Source organism: Arthrobacter sp. StoSoilB19 (assembly GCF_019977275.1).
Lineage (GTDB): Bacteria > Actinomycetota > Actinomycetes > Actinomycetales > Micrococcaceae > Arthrobacter.
On the sequence record NZ_AP024650.1, the window covers coordinates 2,922,222 to 2,947,472 of the forward strand.

A 25,251-nucleotide genomic window follows, 5' to 3' on the forward strand; every position below is an offset into this window, starting at 1 on the left:
CGGTTCTTCGCTAGATTCGTTCCTATGACTACTCATGTGCCCGGCGATGCCCTCGTCTCCCTGAACGCCGTAAACAAGCATTACGGCCAGCTGCACGTTTTGAAGGACATCAACCTGCAGGTCCGCAAGGGCGAGGTTGTTGTGGTCATCGGACCCTCGGGATCCGGTAAGTCCACCCTCTGCCGGGCCATCAACCGCCTGGAAACCATTGAGGGCGGAACCATCAGCATCGACGGGAAAGTCCTCCCCGAGGAAGGCAAGGAGCTCGCGCAGCTCCGTGCCGACGTCGGAATGGTTTTCCAGTCCTTCAACCTCTTCGCCCACAAGACGATCCTCGAGAACGTGACCCTGGGGCCCATCAAGGTCAAGGGCGTGTCCAAGGCGGCCGCGGAAAAGGACGCCATGGCCCTGCTCGAACGGGTGGGCGTGGGCCACCAGGCGCCCAAGCTGCCGGCGCAGCTCTCCGGCGGCCAGCAGCAGCGTGTGGCGATTGCCCGCGCCCTGGCAATGAAGCCGAAGGTCATGCTGTTCGATGAGCCCACATCCGCACTGGACCCCGAAATGATCAACGAGGTCCTGGACGTCATGGTCCAGCTGGCCAAGGAAGGCATGACCATGATTGTGGTCACGCACGAGATGGGCTTCGCCCGCAAGGCCGCCGACCGCGTGGTGTTCATGGCGGACGGCCAGATCGTGGAGGACGCCACCCCGGAGGAATTCTTCACCAACCCGAAGAGCGACCGCGCCAAGGACTTCCTGTCCAAGCTCCTCACCCACTGAGTTATTCGAACCATCACACGTCAGTTCGCATCCAGGCCGGAAACCCACGGCCACCAATGAAAGGAATGTCATGAAGGCATTTATGTCCAGGCGGAAATCCTTCGTCGTGGCGGCCACCGCTGCCCTCGCCCTGTCCCTCAGCGCCTGTGGCGGCGGAGACTCGGGTGGCTCCAGCAACCCCAGCCCCGTTGAGAAGCCGTCGTTCGCCGCCGGAACCACCATGGCAAAGCTGTCCTCCGCCGGCACCATCAAGATCGGCACCAAGTTCGACCAGCCACTGTTCGGCCAGGTTGGCCTGGACGGCAAGCCCGTCGGTTTCGACGTTGAAATCGGCAAGCTGATCGCCGCCAAGCTGGGCATCGCCGCGGACAAGATCGAATGGTCCGAGACCGTTTCGGCCAACCGCGAGCCCTTCATTGAGCAGGGCAAGGTGGATCTGGTCATTGCCACCTACACCATCAGCGACAAGCGCAAGCAGGTTGTCGACTTCGCCGGCCCGTACTACGAAGCCGGCCAGGCCCTCATGGTGAACAAGGACAACGACTCCATCAAGAAGCCCGAGGACGTCAAGGGCAAGAAGGTCTGCTCCGTGACGGGCTCCACCCCGGCCGCCACCATCGTGGACAAGTACGGCGCGGAACTGGTTCCGGCCGCTACCTACTCCGCCTGCCTGGAGCCGCTTCGCAACAAGCAGGTTGAAGCCGTCACCACGGACAACGTGATCCTCGCCGGTTTCGTTGACAAGGAGCCGGATGCCTTCAAGCTCGCCTCAGAGGAAACCTTCACCAAGGAGCCTTACGGCATCGGCCTGAAGAAGGGTGATACCGAGTTCCGCAACTGGATCAACGACCAGCTGGAATCCTTCGGGAAGGACGGCTCGTACAAGAAGGCGTGGGAAGCCACCGCAGGTTCGGTTATCAAGACCGCGCCCAGCCTCCCGGCCATCAACCGTTACTAAGTAGCGTCCGCCATGCTGCCGGGGCCCCTCAACGGCCCCGGCAGCACAGCCTTCAATCCGTCCACGCTTACAGCCGAAGGATCTTATGGACGTCATCTTTGAAAACCTGCCCCTGTACTGGGAGGGTTTTCTCCGCACTCTTTTCCTTTCCGTCGTCTCCGGTATCTTCGCGTTGATCCTTGGCACTTTGCTGGCCGCGGCACGCGTCTCCCCGGTTGCGGCACTCCGCGGTTTCAGCACCGTCTACGTGGAAGTCCTCCGCAACACCCCGCTGACCATCGCGTTCTTCTTTGCAGCAGTCGTGCTCCCCCGTATCGGAGTCAAGTTCGAACAGTTCGAGATCGCCGCGATCATCGCCCTCAGCACCTACACCGCCGCGTTCATCGCCGAAGCTGTCCGCTCAGGTGTCAACAGCGTGCCTGTCGGCCAGGCCGAGGCAGCGCGCAGCATCGGCATGAAGTTCGGCCAGGTGCTCTCGCTCATCATCCTCCCCCAGGCCCTGCGGACGGTGATCCCGCCGCTGATCAACATCCTGATCGCGCTCGTCAAGAACTCTTCGGTGGCCGGCGCCTTCTTCGTCCTGGAGCTGTTCGGCTACGGCCGCCAGCTGGCCAACGCCAACGGCGACGCCGTCATCACCGTCCTGCTGGGCACTGCGTTCTTCTATCTGCTCCTCACCGTTCCGCTGGGAATCCTCGCCAACACGGTGGAACGAAAGGTGGCGATTGCCCGATGAGCTCGGTTCTCTACGACGTCCCCGGCCCCAAAGCGCGCCGGGTCTCCCTCATTGCCTCCATCATCGGCGGCCTGCTGATTCTCGGCCTGCTGGCCTGGGTGGTCACGATCCTCGCCCAGCAGGGCATCTTCGAGGCGCGCCGCTGGCAAATCTTCACCCGCGGCGACGTGTGGCAGCTGCTCGGTAAAGGGCTGGGGTCCACGCTCTCCGCAGCCGCACTGGCGGCAGTCATCGCGTTCCCGCTGGGCCTGCTGCTGTGCCTGCTCCGCATTTCGGATGCCGCATTCATCCGGATTCCCATGAGGATCATCCTGGAATTCCTCCGCGGCATGCCCGTGGTCCTCATGATGCTCTTCATCCTGCTCGGGTTCGGCACCTCGGCGTTCATTGCCGTCGTGGCCGGCCTGGTGCTGTACAACGCTGCGGTCTTTGCCGAGATCATCCGCGCCGGCATCCAGTCCCTGCCCAAGGGACAACGGGAAGCCGGCCTGGCCATCGGCCTCACCAGCTACAAGTCCCGCATGCTGATCGAGCTGCCGCAGGCGATCCGCCGCATGATGCCGTCCCTCGTGGCGCAGATGGTGGTGCTGCTGAAGGACACCTCGCTGGGCTACATTGTGGCGTACGGCGAGCTGCTGCGCGCGGTGCAGGTCATGGCGGACTTCCTTGGCACGCAGTACCTGTTCCCCATCTTCTTCGTGGCGGCGGCCATTTACATCGCCATCAACATCTCGGTCTCGCGGCTTGCCGTGTGGATCGAGCGCCGCGGCTCCAAGAAGGCAGCCGGGGGCATGGCGAAGGCCGAACCCGATGTTTTGGAAGCTGCGGCTCCGTAGCTTCCAAGAGCCCACAACAGGAAAGGTCCGGAGCTCCCGTGGGGAGTTCCGGACCTTTCCTGTTCGTGGACCGTCAGGCAGCGAGCCAGCTCTGCAGGGCGGCCAGGCACTTGCGGATGGCGTCGGCGTGGACGTGCTCGTCGTCCTTGTGCGCCAGCAGCGCGTCCCCCGGGCCGAAGTTCACCGCCGGGATGCCCAGCTCACTGAAGCGGGCGACGTCGGTCCAGCCGTATTTCGGCTTGGGCTCGGCTCCCACGGCGGCCACGAACGAGGCGGCAGCAGGGTGCTGCAGTCCGGGCCGCGCGCCGGCGGCGGCATCGGTGCGGACCACGTCGAAGCCCGCCAGCAGCTCCCGGACGTGGGCTTCGGCCTGGTCCGGCGTCTTGTCCGGGGCGAACCGATAATTGATCTCGACGACGCAGCGGTCCGGGATGACGTTCCCGGCCGTGCCGCCGTTGATCTTCACCGCGTTGAGGCTTTCCCGGTAATCGAGCCCGTCGACATTGATGGTCCGGGGTTCGTAGGCAGCCAGGCGGGCAAGGATCGGTGCCGCGGCGTGGATGGCGTTGCTGCCCATCCAGGCGCGGGCCGAGTGGGCGGCCTCCCCCACCGTGCTTGCCTCGAACCGGCTGGTGCCGTTGCAGCCGCCCTCCACCGTGCCGTCCGTCGGTTCCAGCAGGATGGCGAAGTCCCCCTTCAGCAGGTCGCCGTGGTTGCGGACCAGGCGTCCCAGTCCGCTCTTCACGGCCTCCACTTCCTCGTGGTCATAGAAGACGAAGGTGACGTCCCGCTTGGGCTGCGCGCCGCCGTCGAACAATCCTGCCGCCAGTGCGAGCTGGACCGCCACCCCGCCCTTCATGTCCGTGGCCCCGCGGCCATACAGGACGCCCTCGCCCGGAACACCCGATTCCCAGCTGGAGGGAACGGTGCCCCGGGATCCTTCGGTGAGCGGAAGCGGCACTGTGTCCAGGTGGCCGGCAAGGATCACACGCTCAGCGAGTCCAAGTTCGGTCCGGGCGATGATGGCGTCGCCGTCGCGCACCACGGCCAGCTGGGGAATCCCGAGCAAGGCGGACTCGACGGCGTCCGCGAGCTGCTTTTCATTGCCGGACACGCTGTTGATGTCCATGAGCGCTGCGGTCAGCAGCGCCACGTCCTGGCGGAGGTCAAGGGTGGACACGGAAGAGTCTGGGGCGGTTTCAGCAGTCACGAAGCCAGTCTAGTTCGAACCCCATGCCCCGCCCTCGATAGACTGGGGCACATGACTGAGACCGCTTCCTCTGCCGTGCCCGAAACCCTGACCTCCAACGCTGATGACCGTTCCGCCTACGGTTTTGGCGTAGCCACCATTGCCACCGGCGACGCCACCGTCCTGGACGTCTGGTTCCCCGCGCCGGCACTGGGAGTTGCGGCGGAGAACCTCCGCACGGTGGACAACGCGGATGAAACCCTGGTGCAGATCGCCGAGAACGGCACTGACGAGGACCGCGGCACCGAGCAGAAGGTGGTCTTTGTCCAGATCAACCTCGATGAAGCCCCGGCGGACACCGCGGACGCCTACCTCCGCCTCCACCTCCTCTCGCACCGCCTGGTCCAGCCCAACACCATCAACCTGGACGGCATCTTCGGCAAGCTGCCCAACGTGGTGTGGACCAACTTCGGCCCGGCCGCCGTCGAGGGCTTCGAACTGACACGCGCAAGGCTTCGCCGCCGGGGCGCCGTCACCGTCTACGGCGTGGACAAGTTCCCGCGCATGGTGGACTACGTGGTCCCCTCCGGCGTCAGGATTGCCGACGCCGACCGGGTCCGCCTGGGCGCGCACCTCGCCGCCGGCACCACAGTCATGCACGAGGGCTTCGTCAACTTCAACGCCGGCACCCTGGGCACCTCCATGGTGGAAGGCCGTATCTCCGCAGGTGTCGTGGCCGGCGACGGCAGCGATGTTGGCGGCGGCGCCTCCATCATGGGCACCCTGTCCGGCGGCGGCAAGGAAAAGATCACCATCGGTGAGCGCGTCCTGCTCGGTGCGAACTCCGGCGTGGGCATCAGCATCGGGGATGATTCCGTGGTGGAAGCCGGGCTTTACGTCACGGCAGGCACCCGGGTCCGCGTTCCGGGCCCCAAGGACGAGGTGGGCGATGACACCACCAAGATCGTCAAGGCCGCCGAACTCTCCGGCGTGCCCAACCTGCTGTTCCGCCGCAACTCCACCACGGGGGCGGTGGAGGCCCTGCCCCGCAAGGGCCAGACCGTTGAACTGAACGACGCCCTGCACGCCAACTGATCCCTTCGTGGCACGCAGACGCGGCCTGCGCCGCCTGGCGGTGCTGCTGCTCACCCTCGCACTGGCAGCGGGCGGAATTTACACAGCAGTGTTCTTCGTGCAGCGTTCCGAAACCCTCGTTTCGGAGCGCTGCACCGCTGCGGCCGGCAACCGGACCGGTGAACTTGCGCCGGACCAGGCGGCCAACGCCGCGCTGATTACGGCGGCGGCCGTCAGGCGGGGACTGCCGGCGCGCGCCGCCACCATTGCCATCGCCACTGCCATGCAGGAGTCGAAGCTGCGCAACATCGGGCACGGCGACCAGGCCGGTCCGGACTCGCGGGGGCTTTTCCAGCAGCGTCCGTCCCAGGGTTGGGGCACGGAGGCCGAGATCATGGACCCCTACTATGCCGTTAATGCCTTCTATGACGCGCTGGTGAAAATTCCGGGCTACGAGGCGCTCGACATCACCGATGCAGCTCAGCGGGTCCAGAAGTCGGCCTACCCCAAGGCATATGCCCAGCACGAGGACATGGGCCGGGCCTTTGCCTCCGGACTCACCGGACAGACGCCGGCCGGAGTGCAGTGCACGCTCCGCTCCCCGGCGGCCGGCGGGACAACAGCATCGGTGGCCACCGACCTGGACCAGGCCTACGGCGGCGTGGACTCACAGGTTGACGGCGCCACCCTGGTGGTGGACGCCGACGGCGCGCTGGCATGGTCGGTTGCCCAGTGGGCGGTTGCCAACGCCAAGGACCTGGCCGTCACCCAGGTGGAGGTGGCAGGCCGGACCTGGCACCGTCCCGATGGGGACGGATGGCAGGCTTCAGGGGCCCCGGAGGGACAGGTGCGCATCACCGTACGTCAGGACGACGGCGGCAGCTGAAGGGCCGCCGTCGTCCTGCCTTAAGGGCGGCTAGACCAGGATCTCCAGCACCGGCTGGATGTAGCTGCGGAGGAGGTCCGGCTGCCCCATCAAATCCTGGCTCATGATTATTTTTTCGGGCTCCAGGTACCACGCCCGCTGCTCGTCCAGCGGCAGCTCGATGATGGTCAGCTTGAAGTCCCGCGAGTCCCGCCCCACTTCCATCAGCCTGTCGTCCACCATGTCCTCGAGCAGCTGGTCCGTTCCGGATGCCACCCGTTCGGCCTCGAGCTCGGCGTATTCGCTCCTGCGCTCCCTGGCCCAAGTGAGGGCGGAGCCGAAATGGGCCTGCAGGACCCGCTGCAGGGCCGGAGAGTTGCCGAACGCGTCAAAACTGGGCGGGGAGAGTTCCGGCGATGTGTGCGGATGGGCCTTCAGCAGCTGCTCCCACCAGGCCTCCCACTCGGTCTTCAGCGCGCTGATGCCACCAACGTCGGCCGTCAGGTGGGAGTGGTCCGCCGAACGGACCTTCGGCGACGCATGGGACAGCATCGGTTGTCCCACTCCGTTCAAGCCGGCCGCATCCCGGACGTACAGTGCGATCATCATTGGCCCGGACGTGTCGGTGGTGATCTGCCACCCTGAACCGCTTGCGTGATGCATCCAAAGTCCTTCCCTGGCCTTCCCATGCCGGGCGGCATGACCCGCTCTGCAGTACCCGGCTATCAGTCTATTCCCGCAGCCAGTTCCCGGTAGTGCAGGATTGGACCCGGGCGCCTACCGTGCCAGTCCGTCCAAGTGCCGCTCAAGCACGTCGCGGCACATCTGCGCTGTCATCCAGCCCGGTTGCAGCAGGGCATGCATGCACAGGCCGTCCAGGGTGGCCAGAAGGCGTTCCGCCTCCACCACCAGGTTCTCCTGCGGTTCATCATCGGGGAGCAGGGAGGCGACCACTCCGCCCACGATGGCGGCCACCTCGCGGTGGCTGCGGTCGGCCTCGGCGGCAAGGAACGGCCTGATCCGCGCCGCGTTCTTGAAGGCAAGCCAGGCGCAGGCCTCCACAGCTGATTCCTCATCCAGCGGAAGCATGCCGCCCAGGAGGGTCAGAACCGCCTGCCGCTGTTCAGGGCTGGCCTGGGCAGCCTCCTGCACGCCCGGCAGCAGTGCCTCCAGCCTGCCGACCACCCGGTCCACCACGGTGCCGAACGAGAAGGCCAGCAGTTCATCACTGCCAGCGAAGTAGTGCCGGACGGAACCGACTGCCAGGCCGGCCTCGTCCGCCACTTCGCGCAGCGAGGCACGTTCCAGCCCATCGACGGCGATGATGCGCAGAACCGCTTGGACAACATCCTGACGCCGGGCATCCGCGTCTACTATTTTGGGCACCATTCTTATTAGCACACTTGTGCTTCCACTGCCGCCTCCACCGTCAGGTCGACGCCCGCCATCCGGGACGCAGGGGCGGGGACCGCTTCCCGTGGGATAGCGTTGAGGCATGAAAATCTTGGTCACAGGGGGTACCGGCTACATCGGTTCCCACACTGTTCTTTCCCTGCAGGAAGCCGGCCACGACGTGGCCGTCATCGACAACCTGGTCAACTCCAGCGAGGAGTCACTGCGCCGCGTGGCTGAGCTCAGCGGCAAGACCGCGGAGTTCCACAACGTCGACCTGGTGGACGAGGCCGCCGTCGACAAGGTCTTCGCCGGCGCCGGCATTGACGCCGTCATCCACTTCGCCGGGCTCAAGGCCGTGGGCGAATCAGTGCAGCAGCCGCTCAAGTACTACTACAACAACCTGGTGGGCACGCTCAACCTCATCCGCGTCATGGACCGGCACGACGTCCGCTCCATTGTCTTTAGCTCGTCCGCCACCGTCTACGGCGAACACAACCCCATCCCCTATGTGGAAAAGATGGAAATCGGCGCCAACAACCCCTACGGGCGCACCAAGGAACAGATCGAGGACATCCTCTCCGATCTTGGCGCAGCCGACTCCCGCTGGCACATAGCACTGCTGCGCTACTTCAACCCGGTGGGCGCGCACCCCTCAGGACGCATCGGCGAAGATCCCCAGGGCATCCCCAACAACCTGGTTCCGTTCATCGCCCAGGTGGCGGTGGGCCGCCGCGAGAAGCTCATGGTCTTCGGCGGCGACTACGACACCCCGGACGGCACCTGCCTGCGCGACTACATCCATGTGGTGGACCTGGCGGAAGGGCACGTCGCGGCACTGGACCACATTGCCGGCCGGACGGGCGTCTTCCGCTGGAACCTCGGCTCCGGCAAGGGCTCCTCCGTTCTGGAGGTCCTGCGCTCCTTCGAGAAGGCTGTGGGCAAGCCCATCCCCTACGAAATCACCAGCCGCCGGGCAGGGGACCTGCCCGCCTTCTGGGCCGACGCCACGTCCGCCCTGGCGGACCTGAGCTGGTCCACCACCAAGACGGTGGACCAGATGTGCGAGGACCACTGGCGCTGGCAGAAAAACAACCCCCAGGGCTACGCCTCGTAGTCCCCTTGAATGTGGCACAACGCGAAGCGGCCGCCCACCTTGGAAAGGTGGGCGGCCGCCGTCGTTATGGCCGGTTTCAGCGGACCGGGTAGTCCCGCTCCGGCTCGCCGATGTACAGCTGGCGCGGACGGCCGATCTTGGTGTTGGGATCGCTGATCATTTCACGCCACTGGGCAATCCAGCCGGGCAGGCGGCCGATGGCGAACAGGACGGTGAACATTTTCTCGGGGAAGCCCATGGCCTTGTAGATCAGGCCGGTGTAGAAGTCCACGTTCGGGTAGAGCTTGCGCTGGATGAAGTAGTCGTCGCTAAGCGCCTTCTCTTCCAGCCGCATGGCGATGTCCAGCAGTTCGTCGTTGCCGCCGAGCTTGCTGAGGATCTCGTGCGCCGTGGCCTTGACGATCTTGGCGCGCGGATCGTAGTTCTTGTACACGCGGTGCCCGAAGCCCATGAGGCGGACGCCGTCTTCCTTGTTCTTGACCTTCTCCATGTAGTCCTCGGGCTTGAGGCCCTCGGCCTGGATCTGGCGGAGCATCTTGAGCACGGCCTCGTTGGCACCGCCGTGGGCCGGGCCGAAGAGGGCGTTGATACCCGCCGAAACGGACGCGAAGAGGTTGGCGTTGGAGGAGCCCACCAGGCGCACGGTGGAAGTGGAACAGTTCTGCTCGTGGTCAGCGTGGAGGATGAGGAGCAGGTCCAGGGCCTTGACGATGACCGGGTCCAGCTCATACTGCTCGGCGGGCAGGCCGAAGCTGAGGCGCAGGAAGTTCTCCACCAGGTTCATCGAGTTGTCCGGGTACAGCATGGGCTGGCCGATGGACTTCTTGTGGGCATAGGCGGCGATGACCGGCAGCTTGGCCATGAGCCGGATGGTGGAGACCTCCACCTGTTCGGCGTTGAACGGGTCCAGCGAGTCCTGGTAGAACGTGGACAGCGCGGACACCGCCGAGGACAGCACCGGCATGGGGTGCGCGTCGCGGGGGAAGCCGCCGAAGAAGCCCTTGAGCTCCTCGTGCAGCAGGGTGTGGCGGCGGATCTTCTGGTCGAACTCGTCCAGCTCGGTGGGCGTGGGCAGGTTGCCGTAGATCAGCAGGTAGGACACCTCAAGGAAGCTGGAGTGCTGCGCCAGCTGCTCGATGGGGTATCCGCGGTAGCGCAGGATGCCCGCATCGCCATCGATGTAGGTGATTGCCGAGGTGGTTGCTGCGGTGTTCATGAAGCCGGGGTCGAAGGTCACGGCACCGGTCTGCTTCAGCAGCTTGGAGACGTCGTAACCCTCGTTCCCTTCAACAACCTGGATGCGCGGGAGCTTCAGCTCGCCACCTGCGTGGAGCAGGGTCGCAGCATTGTTGGTCTCAGTCATGGAGTCCCCTTCATGAGGCTTCTGGGCCTCTGTCGAAAGCTTGATCCAACATCAGGTGAGCCGCGCACGAAGCCTGAGGAGACAGGTTCCAACACCCGGGCTGCCTTCTTGTAGAAAGCCACCATTGATAGTCACTTAAAAAGTACCGCCCCTTGGCGGGTGTCACTAATCCGCAGCCGTCAAATGCACCCTAAAACGCGCCGGATGTGGGGCGAGTCACACGATTATTACGTACCCTTAGGAGCCTGATCCGGCCAGGCGTGCCACGGCCGCATCGATCCGCTCGTCGGATCCGGTGAGGGCAACGCGGACATAGCCGTTGCCGGCGTCCCCGTAGAAGACGCCGGGTCCCACCACAATGCCGCGGTCAGCCAGGCGGGCCACCGTGTCCCACGTGTCCTCCCCCGCCGTCGACCAAAGGTACAGCCCGGCGTCGGAATCCTTGATCTCCAGGCCGAAGTCCAGCAGGGCGGGCACCAGCCGCTCCCGCCGGCCCCTGTACAGGTCCTTTTGGGCCTCGACGTGGGAGTCGTCCCCCAGGGCCACGCGCATGGCCTCCTGGACCGGGTAAGGGACAATCATGCCCGCGTGCTTGCGGCTGTTGACCAGGTTGGGCATCAGGTCCGGATCACCGGCCACGAATGCCGCGCGGTATCCGGCGACGTTGGACTGCTTGCTCAGCGAGTACACGGCAAGCAGGCCCTGGTGGGAGCCGCCCGCCACCTGCGGGTCCAGGATGCTGGGAACGCGCCGGCCGCCGCGCTGGACGTCCCAGTCCCCCCATCCGAGTTCGGCATAGCATTCGTCCGAGGCCACCACGGCACCCAGTTCACGCGCCTGTTCCACAAGCGCCTTGAGGGATTCGATGCCCCGGACGCTTCCCGTGGGGTTCCCGGGGGAATTGACCCAGATGAGGCGGACGCGCGAGCGGGTGGCGTCATCGAGTTCGTCCAGGTTGTCCGTTGCCACGGAGGTGACGCCTGCGAGGGTGGCGCCGATATCGTACGTCGGGTAGGCCACCTTGGGGCGTACGACGACGTCCCCCGGCTTGAGGCCCAGCAGCAGCGGAAGCCACGCAACGAGTTCCTTGGACCCCACCGTGGGCATGATGTTCCGGGGATCAAGGCCGGACACGCCGCGCCGGCGCTCGAACCAGCCCGCAATGGCTTCCCGGAGCGCCGGGGTGCCGTGCACCGTGGGATATCCCGGAGCATTCGCGGCCGCCTTCAGTGCATCCTGTATCAGCTGCGGCGTGGGATCGACAGGTGTCCCGATCGACAGGTTCACGGCTCCGCCGGGATGCTCCGAAGCCTTCGCCAGGTACGGCGCCATGGCCTCCCACGGGTAGTCGGGCAGATCCAGGCCAAACGAATTCGTTGCTGCGGTCACGGCTTGCGTCCGAGTCAGTGGTCTTGGTTCTGCGGCGGCAGGGCGGCGATCATGGGGTGGTCCTTGCCCGTGTTGCCGACCTTGGCCGCGCCACCCGGGGACCCGAGGTCATCGAAGAACTCAACATTGGCCTTGTAGTAGTCGGCCCATTCCTCGGGGGTGTCATCCTCGTAGTAGATGGCCTCCACCGGGCACACCGGTTCACAGGCGCCGCAGTCAACGCATTCGTCCGGATGGATGTACAGCGAACGCTCGCCCTCATAGATGCAGTCGACCGGGCATTCCTCAATACATGCCTTGTCCTTAACATCCACACACGGCTGCGCGATTACGTACGTCACGTCCCTGGCCTCTCCACGTTGGGTTCCGGCTTCCCGCCGGCTCTTGCATCCGGCAGCACGGCCGGACTGTTGACATCTGAGCCTATTATCCCCCAGCCCGTTCCCGCGAACCTAGCCGGCGCACCTAGTATGAACTGGTGAGTCAGCCACTACCCGCACCCGCCCGCTTCCTTGCCTCGGCTGCGCCCGGCATCCGCGTGGTGGTGCGTTACCGGATCGAAGGAGGCCTCACGGACGCCCTGGGTCACCTGCTGGCCTGCGACGCCGGTTCCTGCACCGTCCGCACCCGGCAAGCCGACGTCGTTATTCCCCTTGGGCAGGTGGTGGCCGCCAAGGAGGTCCCGCCTGCTCCCCCGCGCCGCCCGGCCGTGCGCTGACTGCCGCTCCCGGTGCGCCCGGACTGCTCCTGCGCGCTGATCCCGGGCTTCATCGCGCCGTCCCGTACATGGCAAGTGCCTTGCGGACGATTCCAACGAACTCCGCGGGGTCGCGGACCAGCATCTCGAACGTCACCCGGAGAGTTGGGACACCCCTGATGACGGTGACATTCCAACGCCGCCTGTCTTCCCGATAGGCCTCCCGGCTGCTGTGATGGGCATAGCCGTCCGCCTCAATGCCCAGCAGACCATCAACAAGGAGATCCAGGTGGCCCATGCCAGGAATGTGCACCTGCAACTCGACTGTAAGCCCCGCTTCTTCAAGCAGATACCGGGCGATGGTTTCGATGATGGAGCCGGACTGGGGTCGGATTCTGCCAACCAGGTTCAGCAGGGCCTTTTCACGGGCGGCCGGAAACCGCGCCCGCAGCTCCGCGAGTTGGATTTGGCCTTTCTTGACGGCGGACTCCGCGATAGTCAGTCCCTCAAGAGGGGGCAGACAGCGGAGAGACTGGCAGACGACGTCCAGAGGAGTCAACGGAAGGTCGCTGCGGTGCACCACACAGCCGGCTGTTGGCCTGCCATGGCGGGCGGCAAGATGCGGCCTATCCGGAGCCTTGATCACCCATAACCCGGAAGCCACTGCGGCCGTGGCGCAACCAGGTGCGGCGTGATGGCGTGCCGCATGGACAAGCACGGGGTCAGCATCCGGAAGGGCGAATACGCCGCGGGCGATCCTTTGGGCGGACCCGTCTGATAGTCCGGCTTCCAGGCATCGGCGGGAGACGCCGGCCAGTAACAGTGTTCGGGTGCCCGCAACGCCGCCCAAGGCAGCCAGCGCTTCAGAAATAGTGTGCATGTCTGAAGCCTGCGCCTCGCGGGGAGCATCCGCAGGTGGTGGAAACGGCTATGTGGAGAACGGACCCTGGCGCCGAAGTAGGCGCCCAGTGCGCCCACGCCGTCCCTGCGCATCGAGGCCTGGGTTGGCCGCGCCGCCCGGCTTAACGCAGAATGCCACCGGTGCAATACCGGTGGCATTCTTTGCGTTCAGGCGTTGCTATGCCTTGGCGCGGGCGCGGTTGGCCTTGGCGCGCTCGTTGGTGTCCAGGATGACCTTGCGGATGCGGATGGCTTCCGGGGTCACCTCGACGCACTCGTCCTCGCGGGCGAATTCCAGCGATTCCTCGAGGGTGAACTCGCGCGGCGGGGTCAGGTTCTCGAAGGTGTCGGAGGAAGCGGCACGCATGTTGGTGAGCTTCTTTTCCTTGGTGATGTTGACGTCCATGTCGTCGGCGCGGGAGTTCTCGCCCACGATCATGCCCTCGTACACCTCGGAGGTGGGCTTCACGAAGAAGGAGCCGCGTTCCTGCAGGTTGATCATGGCGAACGGGGTCACAACACCGGCGCGGTCAGCAACCATGGAGCCGTTGGTGCGGTACTCGATGGGGCCGGCCCAGGGCTCGTAGCCTTCGGAGATGGACGCTGCGATGCCGGCGCCGCGGGTGTCGGTGAGGAACCGGGTGCGGAAGCCGATCAGGCCGCGGGCGGGAACGATGAACTCCATGCGGCACCAGCCGGTGCCGTGGTTGGCCATGTTGGTCATGCGGCCCTTGCGGGCAGCCATCAGCTGCGTGACGGCGCCCAGGTATTCCTCGGGCACGTCGATGGTCATGTGCTCCATCGGCTCGTGGATCTTGCCGTCAACGGTCTTGGTGACAACCTGCGGCTTGCCAACGGTCAGTTCGAAGCCTTCACGGCGCATCTGCTCAACCAGGATGGCCAGCGCCAGCTCGCCACGGCCCTGGACTTCCCAGGCATCCGGACGCTCGGTGGGGAGCACCTTGATGGAGACGTTACCGATCAGTTCCTTGTCCAGGCGGTCCTTGACCTGGCGGGCGGTGACCTTGGCGCCCTTGACCTTGCCGGCCAGCGGCGAGGTGTTGATACCGATGGTCATGGAGATCGCGGGATCGTCCACGGTGATCAGCGGCAGCGGCTGCGGGTTCTCGGCGTCGGTCAGGGTCTCACCGATGGTGATTTCCTCGATGCCGGCGACGGCGACGATTTCGCCCGGTCCGGCGGATTCCGCCGGAACGCGGTCCAGCGCCTTGGTGGCCAGGAGTTCGGTGATCTTGACGTTCTTGAGTTCACCGTTGGCGCGGGCCCAGGCAACTGTCTGGCCCTTGCGCAGGGTGCCGTTGTAGATGCGCAGCAGCGCCAGGCGGCCCAGGAACGGGGAAGCGTCCAGGTTGGTGACGTGCGCCTGCAGGACACCTTCGGGGTTGTAGGTGGGAGCCGGGATGTGTTCGATGATGGTCTTGAAAAGCGGCTCAAGGTCCTCGTTGTCCGGGGCGGCACCGTTGGCGGGCTGCTCCAGCGATGCGCGGCCAACCTTGGCGGCGGCGTAGACAACGGGAACTTCCAGGACCTTGTCCAGGTCCAGGTCCGGCACCTCGTCGGCAAGGTCGGAGGCCAGGCCCAGGAGCAGGTCCATGGACTCGTGGACCACTTCGTCGATGCGGGCATCGGGGCGGTCGGTCTTGTTGACCAGCAGGATCACGGGAAGGTGCGCGGCAAGGGCCTTGCGCAGCACGAAGCGGGTCTGGGGCAGCGGGCCCTCAGAGGCGTCAACGAGGAGGACGACGCCGTCCACCATGGACAGGCCGCGCTCCACCTCGCCGCCGAAGTCGGCGTGGCCGGGGGTGTCGATGACGTTGATGGTGATGGTCTCGCCGTTGGAAGACGGACCGTTGTAGGCCACCGTAGTGTTCTTGGCCAGGATGGTGATGCCCTTTTCGCGCTCCAGGTCACCGGAGTCCATCACCCGGTCCTCGAGGTGGTTGTGCTCGGCAAAGGAGTTGGTCTGCTTGAGCATGGCGTCGACCAGGGTGGTCTTGCCGTGGTCAACGTGGGCCACAATCGCGACGTTGCGCAGGTCACTGCGCGATGCAGTGGCTACCGCGGTGTTGGTGGTGGTTTCAGACATGCGTAATGGCTCGATTCAGTGGAGTCAGCTGTTGTATCGCGACATTTCCAACTGGAACGCACGACGGACAAGGCCCTTGGCACAGGGCGCCTTCCTCTATTCTAGCCGCCCAGCCATTTGTTGGCCTAAATTCCGGCAGATTTGCCGGGGCCGGGAATGCCGCGATCAGGCCCAACCGATCCGGCATGTGACTAAGTTCACTCCCACTTCCGCGTACGTGGCATGATGACTGTGACACAGCCCACTTCCGAGACCGCCGGAGCCAACGATGCCCCCAGCCAAGGCCAGCACACCGCGGGGTGCCGCCCGGGCTGCCGCCGCCGCTGTGTCCGGCCTGGTCGCAGTATCGGCAGTGCTCGGACTCGCCGGCTGTGCACTGTCCGGGGACTCTCCCCAGGGCGGCCTGGCACGGGCGGCAACCGGGCAGCCGGCGGACGGACAGGCGGCCGCGGGGCAAGCCGGCGGCGCAGGAGCGAAACCGGCCGTGGTGGCCACGTCCCGGATCCGCAATCCCGGAAACGGACGGCTCGAGGCGGTGGTTCCGGACATCAGCAGGACCGTGCTGCTGATTGGCGATTCACAGTCGGAACCCGCGGATGGCTGGCCGCGCCTGGGCCTCGCCGCTGCCGGCTACAACGTCTACTTCTGCGGCCGCGGCGGCACAGGCTTCGTGGCGGCGAACGGCTCCACGGGCAGTTACATCGATGCCCTGCAGCGCGGGGACTGGCTGCTTCCCGCCGGAACGCCGGCACTGATCGTGATTGAGGGTGGCGGGAACGACGCCGCCGGGGGCGCCGGCAACGCGCAGATCGCGGGAAACGCCCAGCGGTTGCTTGCCGAACTGCGGACCCGCTATCCCGGCACGAGGATTGCCATGATAGGCACCCTGGCGCGGGGAGCAAACGACGGCGGTGGGCGCCGCAGCGAGGTGGACGCTCTGCTGGGTGCCGTGGCAGCAGCCAACGGACTTCCCTTTGTTTCCGTGGGCGACTGGCTCACCCGGTACGGACTGGCGAAAGACCTGGCGGATGCCGTCCACATGAACGCCGAAGGCCGTGTGGCGCTCGGTGGGATTCTTGAGCACAGGCTGCGCGAACTGGGACTGGACCAGAAACCGGCAGTGGAGCAGTGAAACAGCTTGAGCCGGGACCCGAAGATCCCGGCTCAAGCCGTTCAGCGAAAACGTTCCGCTACGCCACCTCAGGAGGAAGCATCAGCTTCGCACCGGGGATGGCGTTCAGCAGCGCTTTGGTGTAGTCCTGCTTAGGCGCTTCGAAGACGTCGTCCGTGGACCCGGTTTCCACCAGGCGGCCCTTCTCCATCACGCACACGTGGTCTGCGATCTGCCGGACGACGGCAAGGTCATGCGTGATGAACAGGTAGGTCAGTCCAAGGTTGGCCTGCAGGTCGGCAAGCAGGTTGAGCACCTGGGCCTGCACCAGCACGTCCAGCGCAGAGACAGCCTCGTCACAGATGATGACTTCGGGGTCCAGCGCCAGCGCCCTGGCAATGGCAACGCGTTGCCGCTGCCCGCCTGACAGCTCGTTCGGATACCGCTGCATGGCGGACTGGGGCAGCGCCACCTGGTCCAGCAGCGTCCGGACTTTCTTTTCCCGGCTGGCCTGGTCGCCGATCTTGTGGACCCGCAGCGGTTCCTCGATGGTGCGGTAGATGTTGTACATCGGATCGAGCGAACCGTACGGGTCCTGGAAGATCGGCTGGACCCGCCTGCGGAACTTGAACAGTTCGGCAGGCTTCAGGGGGGAGGTGTCGACGCCGTCGAACAGGATCCTGCCGTCCGTCGGCTTCTCAAGCTGGAGCACCATCTTGGCCACTGTGGACTTGCCGGAACCCGACTCCCCCACGATCGCCGTCGTGGTGCCACGCCGGACGTCGAAGCTCACGCCGTCGACGGCGGCGAAGTCCGTGGTCTTGCCCAGCCCCTGGCGGAGCTTGTACACCTTCCGCAGGTCCTGGATCTGCAGGAAGGTATCGGACTTCACCGTTTCAGCGGCGGGCGCAAGGAGGTCCGCCGTCTCCACGCCCTGCTCCTTGGCCACCTGGATACGGCGGCTGGCAAGCGACGGAGCGGACTCCACGAGCCGCTTGGTGTAGGGGTGCTGCGGGTTGCGGAGAAGTTCCAGCGACGGTCCCGCTTCAACGACGCGGCCCTGGTACATGACCACGACCTTGTCCGCGCGCTCGGCTGCCAGGCCCAGGTCGTGGGTGATCAGCAGGACCGAGGTGCCCAGCTCGTTGGTCATGGTTTCCAGGTGGTCCAGGATCTGCCGCTGGACGGTGACGTCGAGGGCCGACGTCGGTTCGTCCGCGATCAGCAGGCGCGGCTGGCAGGACAGGCCAATCGCGATCAGCGCGCGCTGGCGCATGCCGCCCGAGAACTCGTGCGGGTACTGGTTGGCCCGCCGCTTGGCATCCGGCAGGCCTGCCTGGGAGAGCACCTTGGCGATGTCGTCCGGCCCGCTGGGACGGCCGTTCGCCTTCAGAGTTTCCCTCACCTGGTAACCGATCTTCCACACGGGGTTCAGGTTGGACATGGGGTCCTGCGGGACCATGCCGATGGTGTTGCCGCGCAGTTCGATCATGCGCTGCTCGCTGGCGTGGGCAATGTCCTCGCCGTCGAGCAGGATCTGGCCGCCGGAGACCCTGCCGTTGTTGGGCAGGAGCCCGATGGCCGCCAAGGCAGTGGTGGACTTTCCGGAGCCGGATTCCCCCACGATTGCCACGGTTTCGCCCGGCATGATGGTCAGGTGGGCGTCCCGGACAGCCTGGACTTCACCGCCGCCGGTCTTGAAGGTGATGGCCAGGTCACGGATTTCGAGCAGCGGCCTGACGCCGGTGGTGCCGGCCTCATCAATGCGGACGTCTGGAGTTGTCATCTCTTTATCTCTCATCGCTGACGGCTCTTCGGGTCAAGGGCGTCACGCACGGCGTCGCCCAGCATGATGAAGCTCAACACCGTAAGGGAGAGCGCGGCGGCCGGGTAGAGCATGATTTCCGGCCGGGTCCTGATTGATGCCTGGGCACCTGCAATGTCATTGCCCCAGGACATGATGCTTTGCGGGAGGCCGATGCCCAGGAAGGACAGGGTGGCTTCCGCAACGATGAACACGCCAAGTTCCAGCGTTGCCAGGACAATGATAGGGGCCAGGGCGTTCGGCAGGACGTGGCGGATCAGTGCGCCGAACTTGGAAACACCCAGCGCCCGTGCAGCGGTGACGAAGTCCGCATTGCGCACCTCGATGACAGCGCCCCGGGTGATGCGGGCCATTTGCGGCCACGCCAGGAGCGAGATAACGAATACCACGGTCCATACGCTCTTGTTCTCGCGGAACAGCGGGAGCTGCGTGATCACCAGTGCGCCCAGCACCAGCGGCAGTGCGAAGAAGATGTCGCCCAGGCGGGCCAGCACGGCATCGATCCAGCCGCCGTAGTATCCGGCGAGGGCACCGAGGGTCACACCGATGACCAGGACGCAGAGTACCGAGAGCAGGCCCACGGAAAGTGAGGCCTGCGTGCCGTGGATGACCCTGGAATAGACGTCGCAGCCCTGGAAGGTGAAGCCGAACGGGTGCCCGGCGGTGGGGCCTGCCTCGGAGTTTGCGAGCTCACAGCCCTCGTTGGGCGGGGTTGACGTGAAGAGGCCCGGGAACAGCGCAATCACGATCAGGGCAAGGATCAGCAGTGCCGAGATGATGAACAACGGACGACGGCGGAGCTTGCGCCAGGCGTCAGCCCACAGGCTGAGCGGGGCCTGGTCAGTCTTGACGGCGTCCGTTGCCTGCAGAGGTGTCTCGTCGATGGGTGCCACAAAGTGGCTGTTATTACTGGTCATAGCGGATCCTCGGGTCAAGCCAGGCGTACAGGAGATCGACAAGCAGGTTGGCCACCACGAACACCAGCACCAGCACGCTGACGATGGAGACGATGGTGGGACCTTCACTGCGCAGGACGGCCTGGTAAAGCTTGTTGCCCACGCCAGGGACATTGAAGATGCCCTCTGTCACGATGGCACCGCCCATCAGGCCGCCAAGGTTGGCACCCAGGTAGGTCACCACCGGGATCAGCGAGTTGCGCAGGATGTGCGCCAGGACCACCCGGGGCCGGGACAGACCCTTGGCGGTTGCCGTCCGGACGTAGTCGGCGTTCATGTTTTCGCTCACCGATGCCCGGGTCAGGCGGAGGACGTACGCAAAGGAGACGAGTCCCAGGACCACTGCCGGCAGCAGCAGGGTGACCCAGTTGGCATTGGCGCCCACGGTGGGTTTGGCCCACCCCAGCTGGACACCAAAGACGAGCTGGAAGACGAAGCCCAACACGAAGGTGGGGACGGCGATGACCACCAGCGATGCCACGAGCACCGTGGAGTCGAACCAGCCGCCGCGGCGCAGGCCCGCGAAAACGCCGAACGCGACCCCGAAGATGGCCTGGATGGCCAGCGCCTCGATGGCGAGCATCGCCGTCACCGGGAAGACCCGCGCCAGGCTTGCCGCAATCGGCTGGCCGGTGAAGTCATTGCCCAGGTTGAAGGTGAAGAGGTTCTTGAGGAACAGGCCGTACTGGACCCAGAAGGGCTGGTCGAGGTTGTACTGGCTGCGCAGGGTGTCGATGACCGCCTGCGGGGGCTGGCGGTCGCCGAACAAGGCCGCAATGGGATCACCGGGCAGGGCGAACACCATGTAGTAGACCAAGAGGGTTGTGCCGAGGAAAACAGGGATCACCTGGAGGAGTCGGCGCAGAATGAACCGGAGCACAGTGTTACCTGCCTTCCGGTAAAGGAGAAAACGCGTTCATGAGTGCCTTCCTGCCGCTTGCAAGCCAATGGGGGCCCGGACGTAACCGGAACCCCCATCAGCCTTGACGGCAAGTTAGATCTGGGACTACTTGGCGGTGATGCCGTAGTAGAGGATTTCACCGTTCCAGCCGGTTTCGGCCTTCACGATGTTGTTGCTCCACACGATCGGCCGTGCCTGGTCCCAGAGCGGCAGGCCGGGCAGGTCCTGGAACAGGATCTCCTGTGCCTGGTTGAACTTGGCGTTGGCCTCGTCGGTGCTCTTGGCGGCCAGGCCCTCCTTGAGGAGCTTGTCGAACTCAGGGTTCGAGTACTTCTCGTAGTTGGAGGAAGCGCCCGTGGCCCAGACCGGTCCCAGGAAGTTGTAGAGCGACGGGTAGTCACCCTGCCAGCCCGCGCGGGTCAGGCCCGGCAGCTGCTGGGACTTGCGCAGGTTCAGGACTTCGGCGAACTTGGCAAAGGGCTGGATTTCAGCCTGGATGCCGAGGTTGTTCTTGAAGCCGTTGGCGACGGCATCGATCCATTCCTTGTTGCCACCATCGGTGTTGGAGGCGATCTGGAGCGGCTTGGAGTTGTCGTACGGCTTGATCTTCTCAGCCTGTGCCCACAGGTCCTTGGCCTTGGCGGCGTCGAACTTCAGGACTTCGCTGCCCTTGATGCCTTCCTTGAAGCCATCGATGACCGGCGGCGCGAAGGCCTTGGCCGGGGTGCGGGTGCCGTTGAAGACCACCTTGGCGATTTCCTCGCGGTTGATGGCGTAGGACAGAGCCTGGCGGCGCAGCTTGCCGGCTTCACCCTGGAAGTTCGGGTTGTAGCCCGGGATGTTCAGGGTGGAATCGGTGGCTACCGGCTTGGTGGCGTTCCGGTCCGGGAAGTCGTTGACGTAGGTCTTCAGGGCGTTGGACGGCAGGACATCGGTGATGTCCAGGTTGTCCGACTGAAGGTCGGTGTACGCGGGGCCCGGGTCGGTGTAGAACTTGAAGGTCACGCCGCCGTTCTTGGCGGGGCGGGTGCCGTTGTAATCAGCGTTCTTGACCAGCGTGATGGACTGGTCGTGGACCCAGGAACCCTGCTTCTCGAACTTGTAGGGGCCGTTGCCCACGGGGTTTTCACCGTAGGTCTTGGGGTCCTTCAAAGCCGCGGAGGGCAGCGGGTAGAAAGCGGAGTAGCCAAGGCGCAGGGACCAGTCGGCCTCGGGCTGGGCGAGCTTGACCGTGATGGTGGAATCATCGGTCGCCTGCAGGCCGGACATGGTGTCGGCCTTGGGAGCGGGCGTGGTGGTGGTCTTGCCGTCAGCACCCTTGACGGAATCGACGGCGGAGACATCCTCGTACCCGGCAATGGATTCGAAGAAGAAGCCATTGTTCTGCAGGTTCTTGGAGTTTGCCGCGAAGTTCCAGGAGTCAACGAAGGTCTTGGCCGTGATGGCTTCACCGTTGGTGAATTTCTGGCCCTGCTTGACCTTGATGGTCCAGTTCTGCGCGTCCGACGAGTCGATCGAGTCGGCCAGCGCGTTGACTGCCTTGCCGTTCGCGTCGTAGCTGCGAAGGCCTTCGAACAGCAGGTTTACGACACGGCCGCCGTAGACCTCATTGGTGTTGGCAGGCAGCAACGGGTTTTGTGGTTCGTTGCTGTAGGCCGTGATGACCTTGTTCGGGTCGCCGGCAGCATTGCTGGCACCCTCATTGCTGCCACCGCCACCGGTGCCGCATCCGGTCAAGGCAAGCGCGGCGATTGCCACGATGCCCAATGCTTTGGAAGTGCGCGTAAAACGCATTCCGCCTCCTATGAGTTGTGGGAGAGATGTATAGGGGAATCTTGTGCTTCCCCGCAGGCCGGACGCAGCACACCGCTGTGACGAAACCTACATATACGGGTTAGCCTAACCGCACAAAGTCCAGATACTGGTACTCCGTTGCCAAACCGTGACCGGCGCAGTCAAATGCCCCAGGCCACAGTGGATAGTTAGGCACGTCACATGCTACTCGCCAGTAAGCCAGACGGCGAATCGGCTGGCGCGGCTCCCCGCAAGGGCCGGAAGACCTAAAGGAAACGCGGCTGCGTCAGGACAGACGCCAGTCCCATACGTTCCACCACACACCGAGGGGGCCGGGACTGGTCTTCACGCCGGCCACCCTGGAGTTGAAGGCAGTTGTGCCGAGGGTTTGGTAGAGGGGCAGCCCGTACGCGTCCTCCCAGACGTGCTTGTCGATCTCGGCCAGGAGTTCGTCCTGTTTGCCCAGATCCGTGGTCTGGGACAGTTGTTCCATGACCTTGTCCGCGTCGCCGTCGGAATAGCCCGTGAAGTTGCTGCCTGCCCCGGTGCGGAAGATCTGCGGCACCCGGCTCACGCCGGCCTCGGTCCCAATCCATCCGGACAAGGCGGCGTCATAGCCGCCCCGGCTCAAGGCAGCTGCCCAGTCGGCACTCCCCTGGCCACCGTCCACCACCCGGAATCCTGCCAGGACGGCCGAGTCGCGGATCAGGGTGAACGCCCTGGCACGGTTGGGATTGTCGCGGTTGTAGAGAATCCGGACAGTGGGGGTTACGCCCTTCAGGAGGCTCTTTGCGGCGTCGATGTCCACCTTGGCGTAGTTTGAGGAGCCGTTGTTCTTTACCGTCTCTTCGTATTTGGGCTGTCCAGGCAGGAAGACCTGCGAGTCCAGCGGCTTGCTGTCCGGCACCTGGTTTCCCAGCACTGCGTCCACGATTGCCTGCCGTGGAACCGTCTTGAGGAACGCTTCCCGGACGTCCTTGTCGGCGAACGGTCCGGCGAAGTTGAGGTCCAGGTGGTCGTAGCCGGACTGCTTGTACCGTTCAACGGTGATGCCCTGGCCGGACAGGCCCGTGAGGAGATTGTCCGTGGCAGCCGAGGGCCGGGGCGAGATGATGTCTGCCTGCCCGTTGCGCAGGGCATCAACTGCGGCCGGCACTGCCCCGGTGAACCTGACGTTGATCTCGTCCAGCCAGGGTTCGGAACCCCAGACGTAGTCCCGGTTCCGGACCAGCTTCATTGAAACCTCCGGGACGATGTCGCGGACAATGTAGGGGCCGCTGGACAGGTAGAGTGCCGGATCGTCGGGAATGGATTTTGTATCGAAACCGGTATTCCAGAAGTCGCTGACCTTCTTGAGCGCGGGGTTCGATGCCGGCTTTTCCGGATTGCCCCGCGGGGTGTCCTTGAGGAGATCAACCAGGTCCTCCTCATCGTTCAGCCCGCTCTTGGCGGCGACGACGTGGGCCGGGAGGCCGACGTCGAACGCCACTTCCCAGTCGGCATACGGTGCGGCGTACTCGATGGTGATGGACCGGCCGTCCGAGCCGATTTCAGGAAACTGGGTGCCTGCCAGCCCGGTGGTGTCAGACGCCACGGAGAAGTACTTGGTTCCCTTCCCGGCCGCTGGATCGACGTCGTCGAAGTAGCCTGACGCGGCGGCCCAGCTTAGTAGCAGGTCGGCCGCGCCAATTGGCGCACCGTCCGACCACTTGACGCCCTCGTTGACTGTGTACTTCACCTTGAGCGGCTGGTCGGAGACCTTTTCGAAGTGCCCGAACTTGTCATTGCGGACAACTTTGGAGCTGTCATCGAGGTAGTAGAAGCCGGAGTGGGTAATGGCACCGATCTTCGAGTTGATGTCGGTATTGCCGTTGGCGCTGTAGGGGTTGAACGAGGAGAAGGCATTGACCTCTGCCACCGTCACGCTGCCGCCGCGCTTCGCCTCCCCCACCACCACCGAGGGGGCACTGGTGCCTGAGCAGCCTGAAAGAACCAGGGCAGCCGCCAATACGGCGATGAGCAACTGCATCAGACGCCGGACCGGCATGCCGCCTCCTTGTGTTTTCCCTCTCCGGAGGGGACTGGGTCGCCACGATCACGCCCTACAGACTCAGGATAAGCCGTCCGGCCGGTCAGACGTTGAAGCGGAACTCCACCACGTCGCCGTCGGCCATGACGTATTCCTTGCCTTCGATGCGGACCTTCCCGCGGGACTTTGCTTCAGCCATGGAGCCGGCCTCCACGAGGTCGTTGAAGGAGACCACCTCGGCTTTGATGAATCCGCGCTGGAAGTCGGAGTGGATGACGCCGGCGGCCTGCGGTGCCGTGTCCCCCTGCCGGATGGTCCAGGCCCGCGCTTCCTTGGGCCCGGCAGTGAGGTACGTCTGCAGCCCCAGGGTGTGGAAGCCGACGCGCGCCAGCTGGTCCAGGCCGGATTCGTCCTGGCCGTTCATCTCGAGCATCTCGCGGGCCTCTTCCTCGTCGAGTTCCACGAGGTCTGCTTCGAGCTTTGCGTCAAGGAAGATGCAGTCCGCGGGGGCCACCATGGCGCGCAGCTCCTCCTGCTTTTCCGGGCTGCCCAGGATGGCTTCATCCGCATTGAAAACGTAGATGAAGGGTTTGGCCGTCAGCAGCCCCAGCTCCTTGAGGTGCTCCATCTCCAGCTTGTCGCTCTTGATGGAAGAGTAGATGGTGTCACCCCGTTCCAGGACCGCCTGCGCGGCCTTGATGGCCGCAAGCTCGGCGGCCTCCCGCTTCTTGATCTTGACTTCCTTTTCGATCCGCGGGATGGCCTTTTCGATGGTCTGCAGGTCGGCGAGGATCAGCTCGGTGTTGATGGTTTCCATGTCCGAGCGGGGATCCACCTTGCCGTCGACGTGCACCACGTCGGGGTCATCGAAGACCCGGACAACCTCGGCGATGGCTTCAGCCTCGCGGATGTTGGCCAGGAACTGGTTGCCCAGCCCCTCCCCCTCGGACGCACCCTTGACGATGCCTGCGATGTCGACGAAGGACACGGCGGCAGGCAGGACACGCTGCGAGCCGAAGATCCCGGCGAGCTTCTGGAGCCTGGGGTCCGGGAGGTTCACTACACCGACGTTCGGTTCAATGGTGGCGAACGGGTAGTTCGCGGCCAGGACCTGGTTGCGGGTGAGCGCGTTGAAGAGGGTTGATTTGCCGACGTTGGGCAGTCCGACGATGCCAATAGTTAGAGCCACGAGCATTGATTCTACCCGTCCGGCCCCGGCAGCCCCTACCGGG

Annotated in this window: 23 protein-coding genes; 9 read left to right on the forward strand and 14 right to left on the reverse strand. The window is 64.8% G+C overall.

The features are described 5' to 3' along the window. Positions 1 to 24 precede the first annotated feature (24 nt). From LDO86_RS13395 to LDO86_RS13410, 4 genes are all read left to right on the forward strand, one after another. A complete protein-coding gene (locus tag LDO86_RS13395) occupies positions 25 to 780 on the forward strand; it encodes an amino acid ABC transporter ATP-binding protein (RefSeq protein WP_026265670.1) in 756 nt (251 codons plus the stop codon). Between the two features lie 70 nt (positions 781 to 850). Beyond that, positions 851 to 1,738: a glutamate ABC transporter substrate-binding protein gene (locus tag LDO86_RS13400; RefSeq protein ID WP_018768596.1), complete on the forward strand. Its 888-nt coding sequence runs from the start codon at positions 851 to 853 to the stop codon at positions 1,736 to 1,738. Positions 1,739 to 1,823: 85 nt separating this feature from the next. After that, positions 1,824 to 2,474 carry an ABC transporter permease subunit gene (locus LDO86_RS13405; protein WP_018768597.1) on the forward strand — a complete coding sequence of 217 codons (651 nt, stop codon included), beginning with the start codon at positions 1,824 to 1,826 and terminating at the stop codon, positions 2,472 to 2,474. Continuing rightward, on the forward strand, positions 2,471 to 3,310 hold the full coding sequence (locus tag LDO86_RS13410) for an ABC transporter permease subunit (RefSeq protein ID WP_018768598.1): 840 nt from the start codon (positions 2,471 to 2,473) through the stop codon (positions 3,308 to 3,310). The genes LDO86_RS13405 and LDO86_RS13410 overlap by 4 nt, the downstream gene beginning before the upstream one ends. A gap of 73 nt (positions 3,311 to 3,383) precedes the next feature. On the opposite strand, the gene dapE is transcribed toward LDO86_RS13410, so the two are convergent. Next, positions 3,384 to 4,520 (reverse strand): succinyl-diaminopimelate desuccinylase, encoded by a 1,137-nt coding sequence (dapE, locus tag LDO86_RS13415; protein WP_224084008.1) that lies wholly within the window; start codon positions 4,518 to 4,520, stop codon positions 3,384 to 3,386. 51 nt (positions 4,521 to 4,571) lie between these two features. Between dapE and dapD the strand changes: the two genes are divergently transcribed. Further along, the gene (gene dapD, locus LDO86_RS13420) at positions 4,572 to 5,594 is read left to right on the forward strand and encodes a 2,3,4,5-tetrahydropyridine-2,6-dicarboxylate N-succinyltransferase (protein ID WP_018768600.1); all 1,023 of its coding nucleotides are present in this window, start codon (positions 4,572 to 4,574) and stop codon (positions 5,592 to 5,594) included. Positions 5,595 to 5,601: 7 nt separating this feature from the next. Further along, positions 5,602 to 6,459: a hypothetical protein gene (locus LDO86_RS13425; RefSeq protein ID WP_018768601.1), complete on the forward strand. Its 858-nt coding sequence runs from the start codon at positions 5,602 to 5,604 to the stop codon at positions 6,457 to 6,459. Between the two features lie 30 nt (positions 6,460 to 6,489). Here the strand turns inward: LDO86_RS13425 and LDO86_RS13430 are convergent, their stop codons facing one another. Together LDO86_RS13430 and LDO86_RS13435 are read right to left on the reverse strand one after the other, a co-directional pair. Further along, on the reverse strand, positions 6,490 to 7,101 hold the full coding sequence (locus LDO86_RS13430; protein WP_224084009.1) for a hypothetical protein: 612 nt from the start codon (positions 7,099 to 7,101) through the stop codon (positions 6,490 to 6,492). Positions 7,102 to 7,215: 114 nt separating this feature from the next. Then, on the reverse strand, positions 7,216 to 7,824 hold the full coding sequence (locus LDO86_RS13435) for a TetR family transcriptional regulator C-terminal domain-containing protein (protein ID WP_026265671.1): 609 nt from the start codon (positions 7,822 to 7,824) through the stop codon (positions 7,216 to 7,218). Between the two features lie 109 nt (positions 7,825 to 7,933). Here LDO86_RS13435 and galE point away from each other — a divergent pair, with 109 nt between their 5' ends. Further along, positions 7,934 to 8,947, forward strand: a complete 1,014-nt coding sequence (galE, locus tag LDO86_RS13440) for a UDP-glucose 4-epimerase GalE (RefSeq protein ID WP_134163758.1) — start codon at positions 7,934 to 7,936, stop codon at positions 8,945 to 8,947. 76 nt (positions 8,948 to 9,023) lie between these two features. Here the strand turns inward: galE and LDO86_RS13445 are convergent, their stop codons facing one another. The 3 genes from LDO86_RS13445 to fdxA form a co-directional block, all read right to left on the reverse strand. Continuing rightward, complete coding sequence (locus LDO86_RS13445) at positions 9,024 to 10,310, reverse strand: citrate synthase (RefSeq protein ID WP_018768605.1); 1,287 nt, start codon at positions 10,308 to 10,310, stop codon at positions 9,024 to 9,026. A gap of 237 nt (positions 10,311 to 10,547) precedes the next feature. Further along, positions 10,548 to 11,699 carry a succinyldiaminopimelate transaminase gene (gene dapC / locus LDO86_RS13450; protein ID WP_224084010.1) on the reverse strand — a complete coding sequence of 384 codons (1,152 nt, stop codon included), beginning with the start codon at positions 11,697 to 11,699 and terminating at the stop codon, positions 10,548 to 10,550. Positions 11,700 to 11,713: 14 nt separating this feature from the next. Next, positions 11,714 to 12,040 carry a ferredoxin gene (gene fdxA, locus LDO86_RS13455; RefSeq protein ID WP_026265673.1) on the reverse strand — a complete coding sequence of 109 codons (327 nt, stop codon included), beginning with the start codon at positions 12,038 to 12,040 and terminating at the stop codon, positions 11,714 to 11,716. Between the two features lie 137 nt (positions 12,041 to 12,177). On the opposite strand from fdxA, the gene LDO86_RS13460 reads away from it, so the two are divergent. Then, positions 12,178 to 12,417, forward strand: coding sequence for a hypothetical protein (locus LDO86_RS13460; protein WP_043424755.1), 240 nt, complete (start codon positions 12,178 to 12,180; stop codon positions 12,415 to 12,417). 49 nt (positions 12,418 to 12,466) lie between these two features. Here the strand turns inward: LDO86_RS13460 and LDO86_RS13465 are convergent, their stop codons facing one another. Next, a complete protein-coding gene (locus LDO86_RS13465; RefSeq protein WP_224084011.1) occupies positions 12,467 to 13,276 on the reverse strand; it encodes a hypothetical protein in 810 nt (269 codons plus the stop codon). A gap of 198 nt (positions 13,277 to 13,474) precedes the next feature. Next, positions 13,475 to 15,403 (reverse strand): translational GTPase TypA, encoded by a 1,929-nt coding sequence (gene typA / locus LDO86_RS13470; RefSeq protein WP_224084012.1) that lies wholly within the window; start codon positions 15,401 to 15,403, stop codon positions 13,475 to 13,477. A 268-nt stretch (positions 15,404 to 15,671) separates the two neighbouring features. Here typA and LDO86_RS13475 point away from each other — a divergent pair, with 268 nt between their 5' ends. Further along, positions 15,672 to 16,535: an SGNH/GDSL hydrolase family protein gene (locus tag LDO86_RS13475; protein WP_224084013.1), complete on the forward strand. Its 864-nt coding sequence runs from the start codon at positions 15,672 to 15,674 to the stop codon at positions 16,533 to 16,535. Positions 16,536 to 16,593: 58 nt separating this feature from the next. Here LDO86_RS13475 and LDO86_RS13480 read toward each other — a convergent pair whose 3' ends face one another. The 6 genes from LDO86_RS13480 to ychF all read right to left on the reverse strand — a co-directional run bounded on the left by LDO86_RS13480 (position 16,594) and on the right by ychF (position 25,208). Then, positions 16,594 to 18,300 (reverse strand): ABC transporter ATP-binding protein, encoded by a 1,707-nt coding sequence (locus tag LDO86_RS13480; protein ID WP_224084014.1) that lies wholly within the window; start codon positions 18,298 to 18,300, stop codon positions 16,594 to 16,596. Between the two features lie 11 nt (positions 18,301 to 18,311). Next, positions 18,312 to 19,256: an ABC transporter permease gene (locus LDO86_RS13485; protein ID WP_018768613.1), complete on the reverse strand. Its 945-nt coding sequence runs from the start codon at positions 19,254 to 19,256 to the stop codon at positions 18,312 to 18,314. Further along, positions 19,246 to 20,175 carry an ABC transporter permease gene (locus LDO86_RS13490; RefSeq protein WP_018768614.1) on the reverse strand — a complete coding sequence of 310 codons (930 nt, stop codon included), beginning with the start codon at positions 20,173 to 20,175 and terminating at the stop codon, positions 19,246 to 19,248. The genes LDO86_RS13485 and LDO86_RS13490 overlap by 11 nt, the downstream gene beginning before the upstream one ends. A gap of 126 nt (positions 20,176 to 20,301) precedes the next feature. After that, positions 20,302 to 21,990: an ABC transporter substrate-binding protein gene (locus LDO86_RS13495; RefSeq protein WP_018768615.1), complete on the reverse strand. Its 1,689-nt coding sequence runs from the start codon at positions 21,988 to 21,990 to the stop codon at positions 20,302 to 20,304. Between the two features lie 286 nt (positions 21,991 to 22,276). After that, a complete protein-coding gene (locus tag LDO86_RS13500; protein WP_224084015.1) occupies positions 22,277 to 24,037 on the reverse strand; it encodes an ABC transporter family substrate-binding protein in 1,761 nt (586 codons plus the stop codon). Between the two features lie 85 nt (positions 24,038 to 24,122). Continuing rightward, positions 24,123 to 25,208 carry a redox-regulated ATPase YchF gene (gene ychF / locus LDO86_RS13505; RefSeq protein ID WP_026265763.1) on the reverse strand — a complete coding sequence of 362 codons (1,086 nt, stop codon included), beginning with the start codon at positions 25,206 to 25,208 and terminating at the stop codon, positions 24,123 to 24,125. Positions 25,209 to 25,251 lie beyond the last annotated feature (43 nt).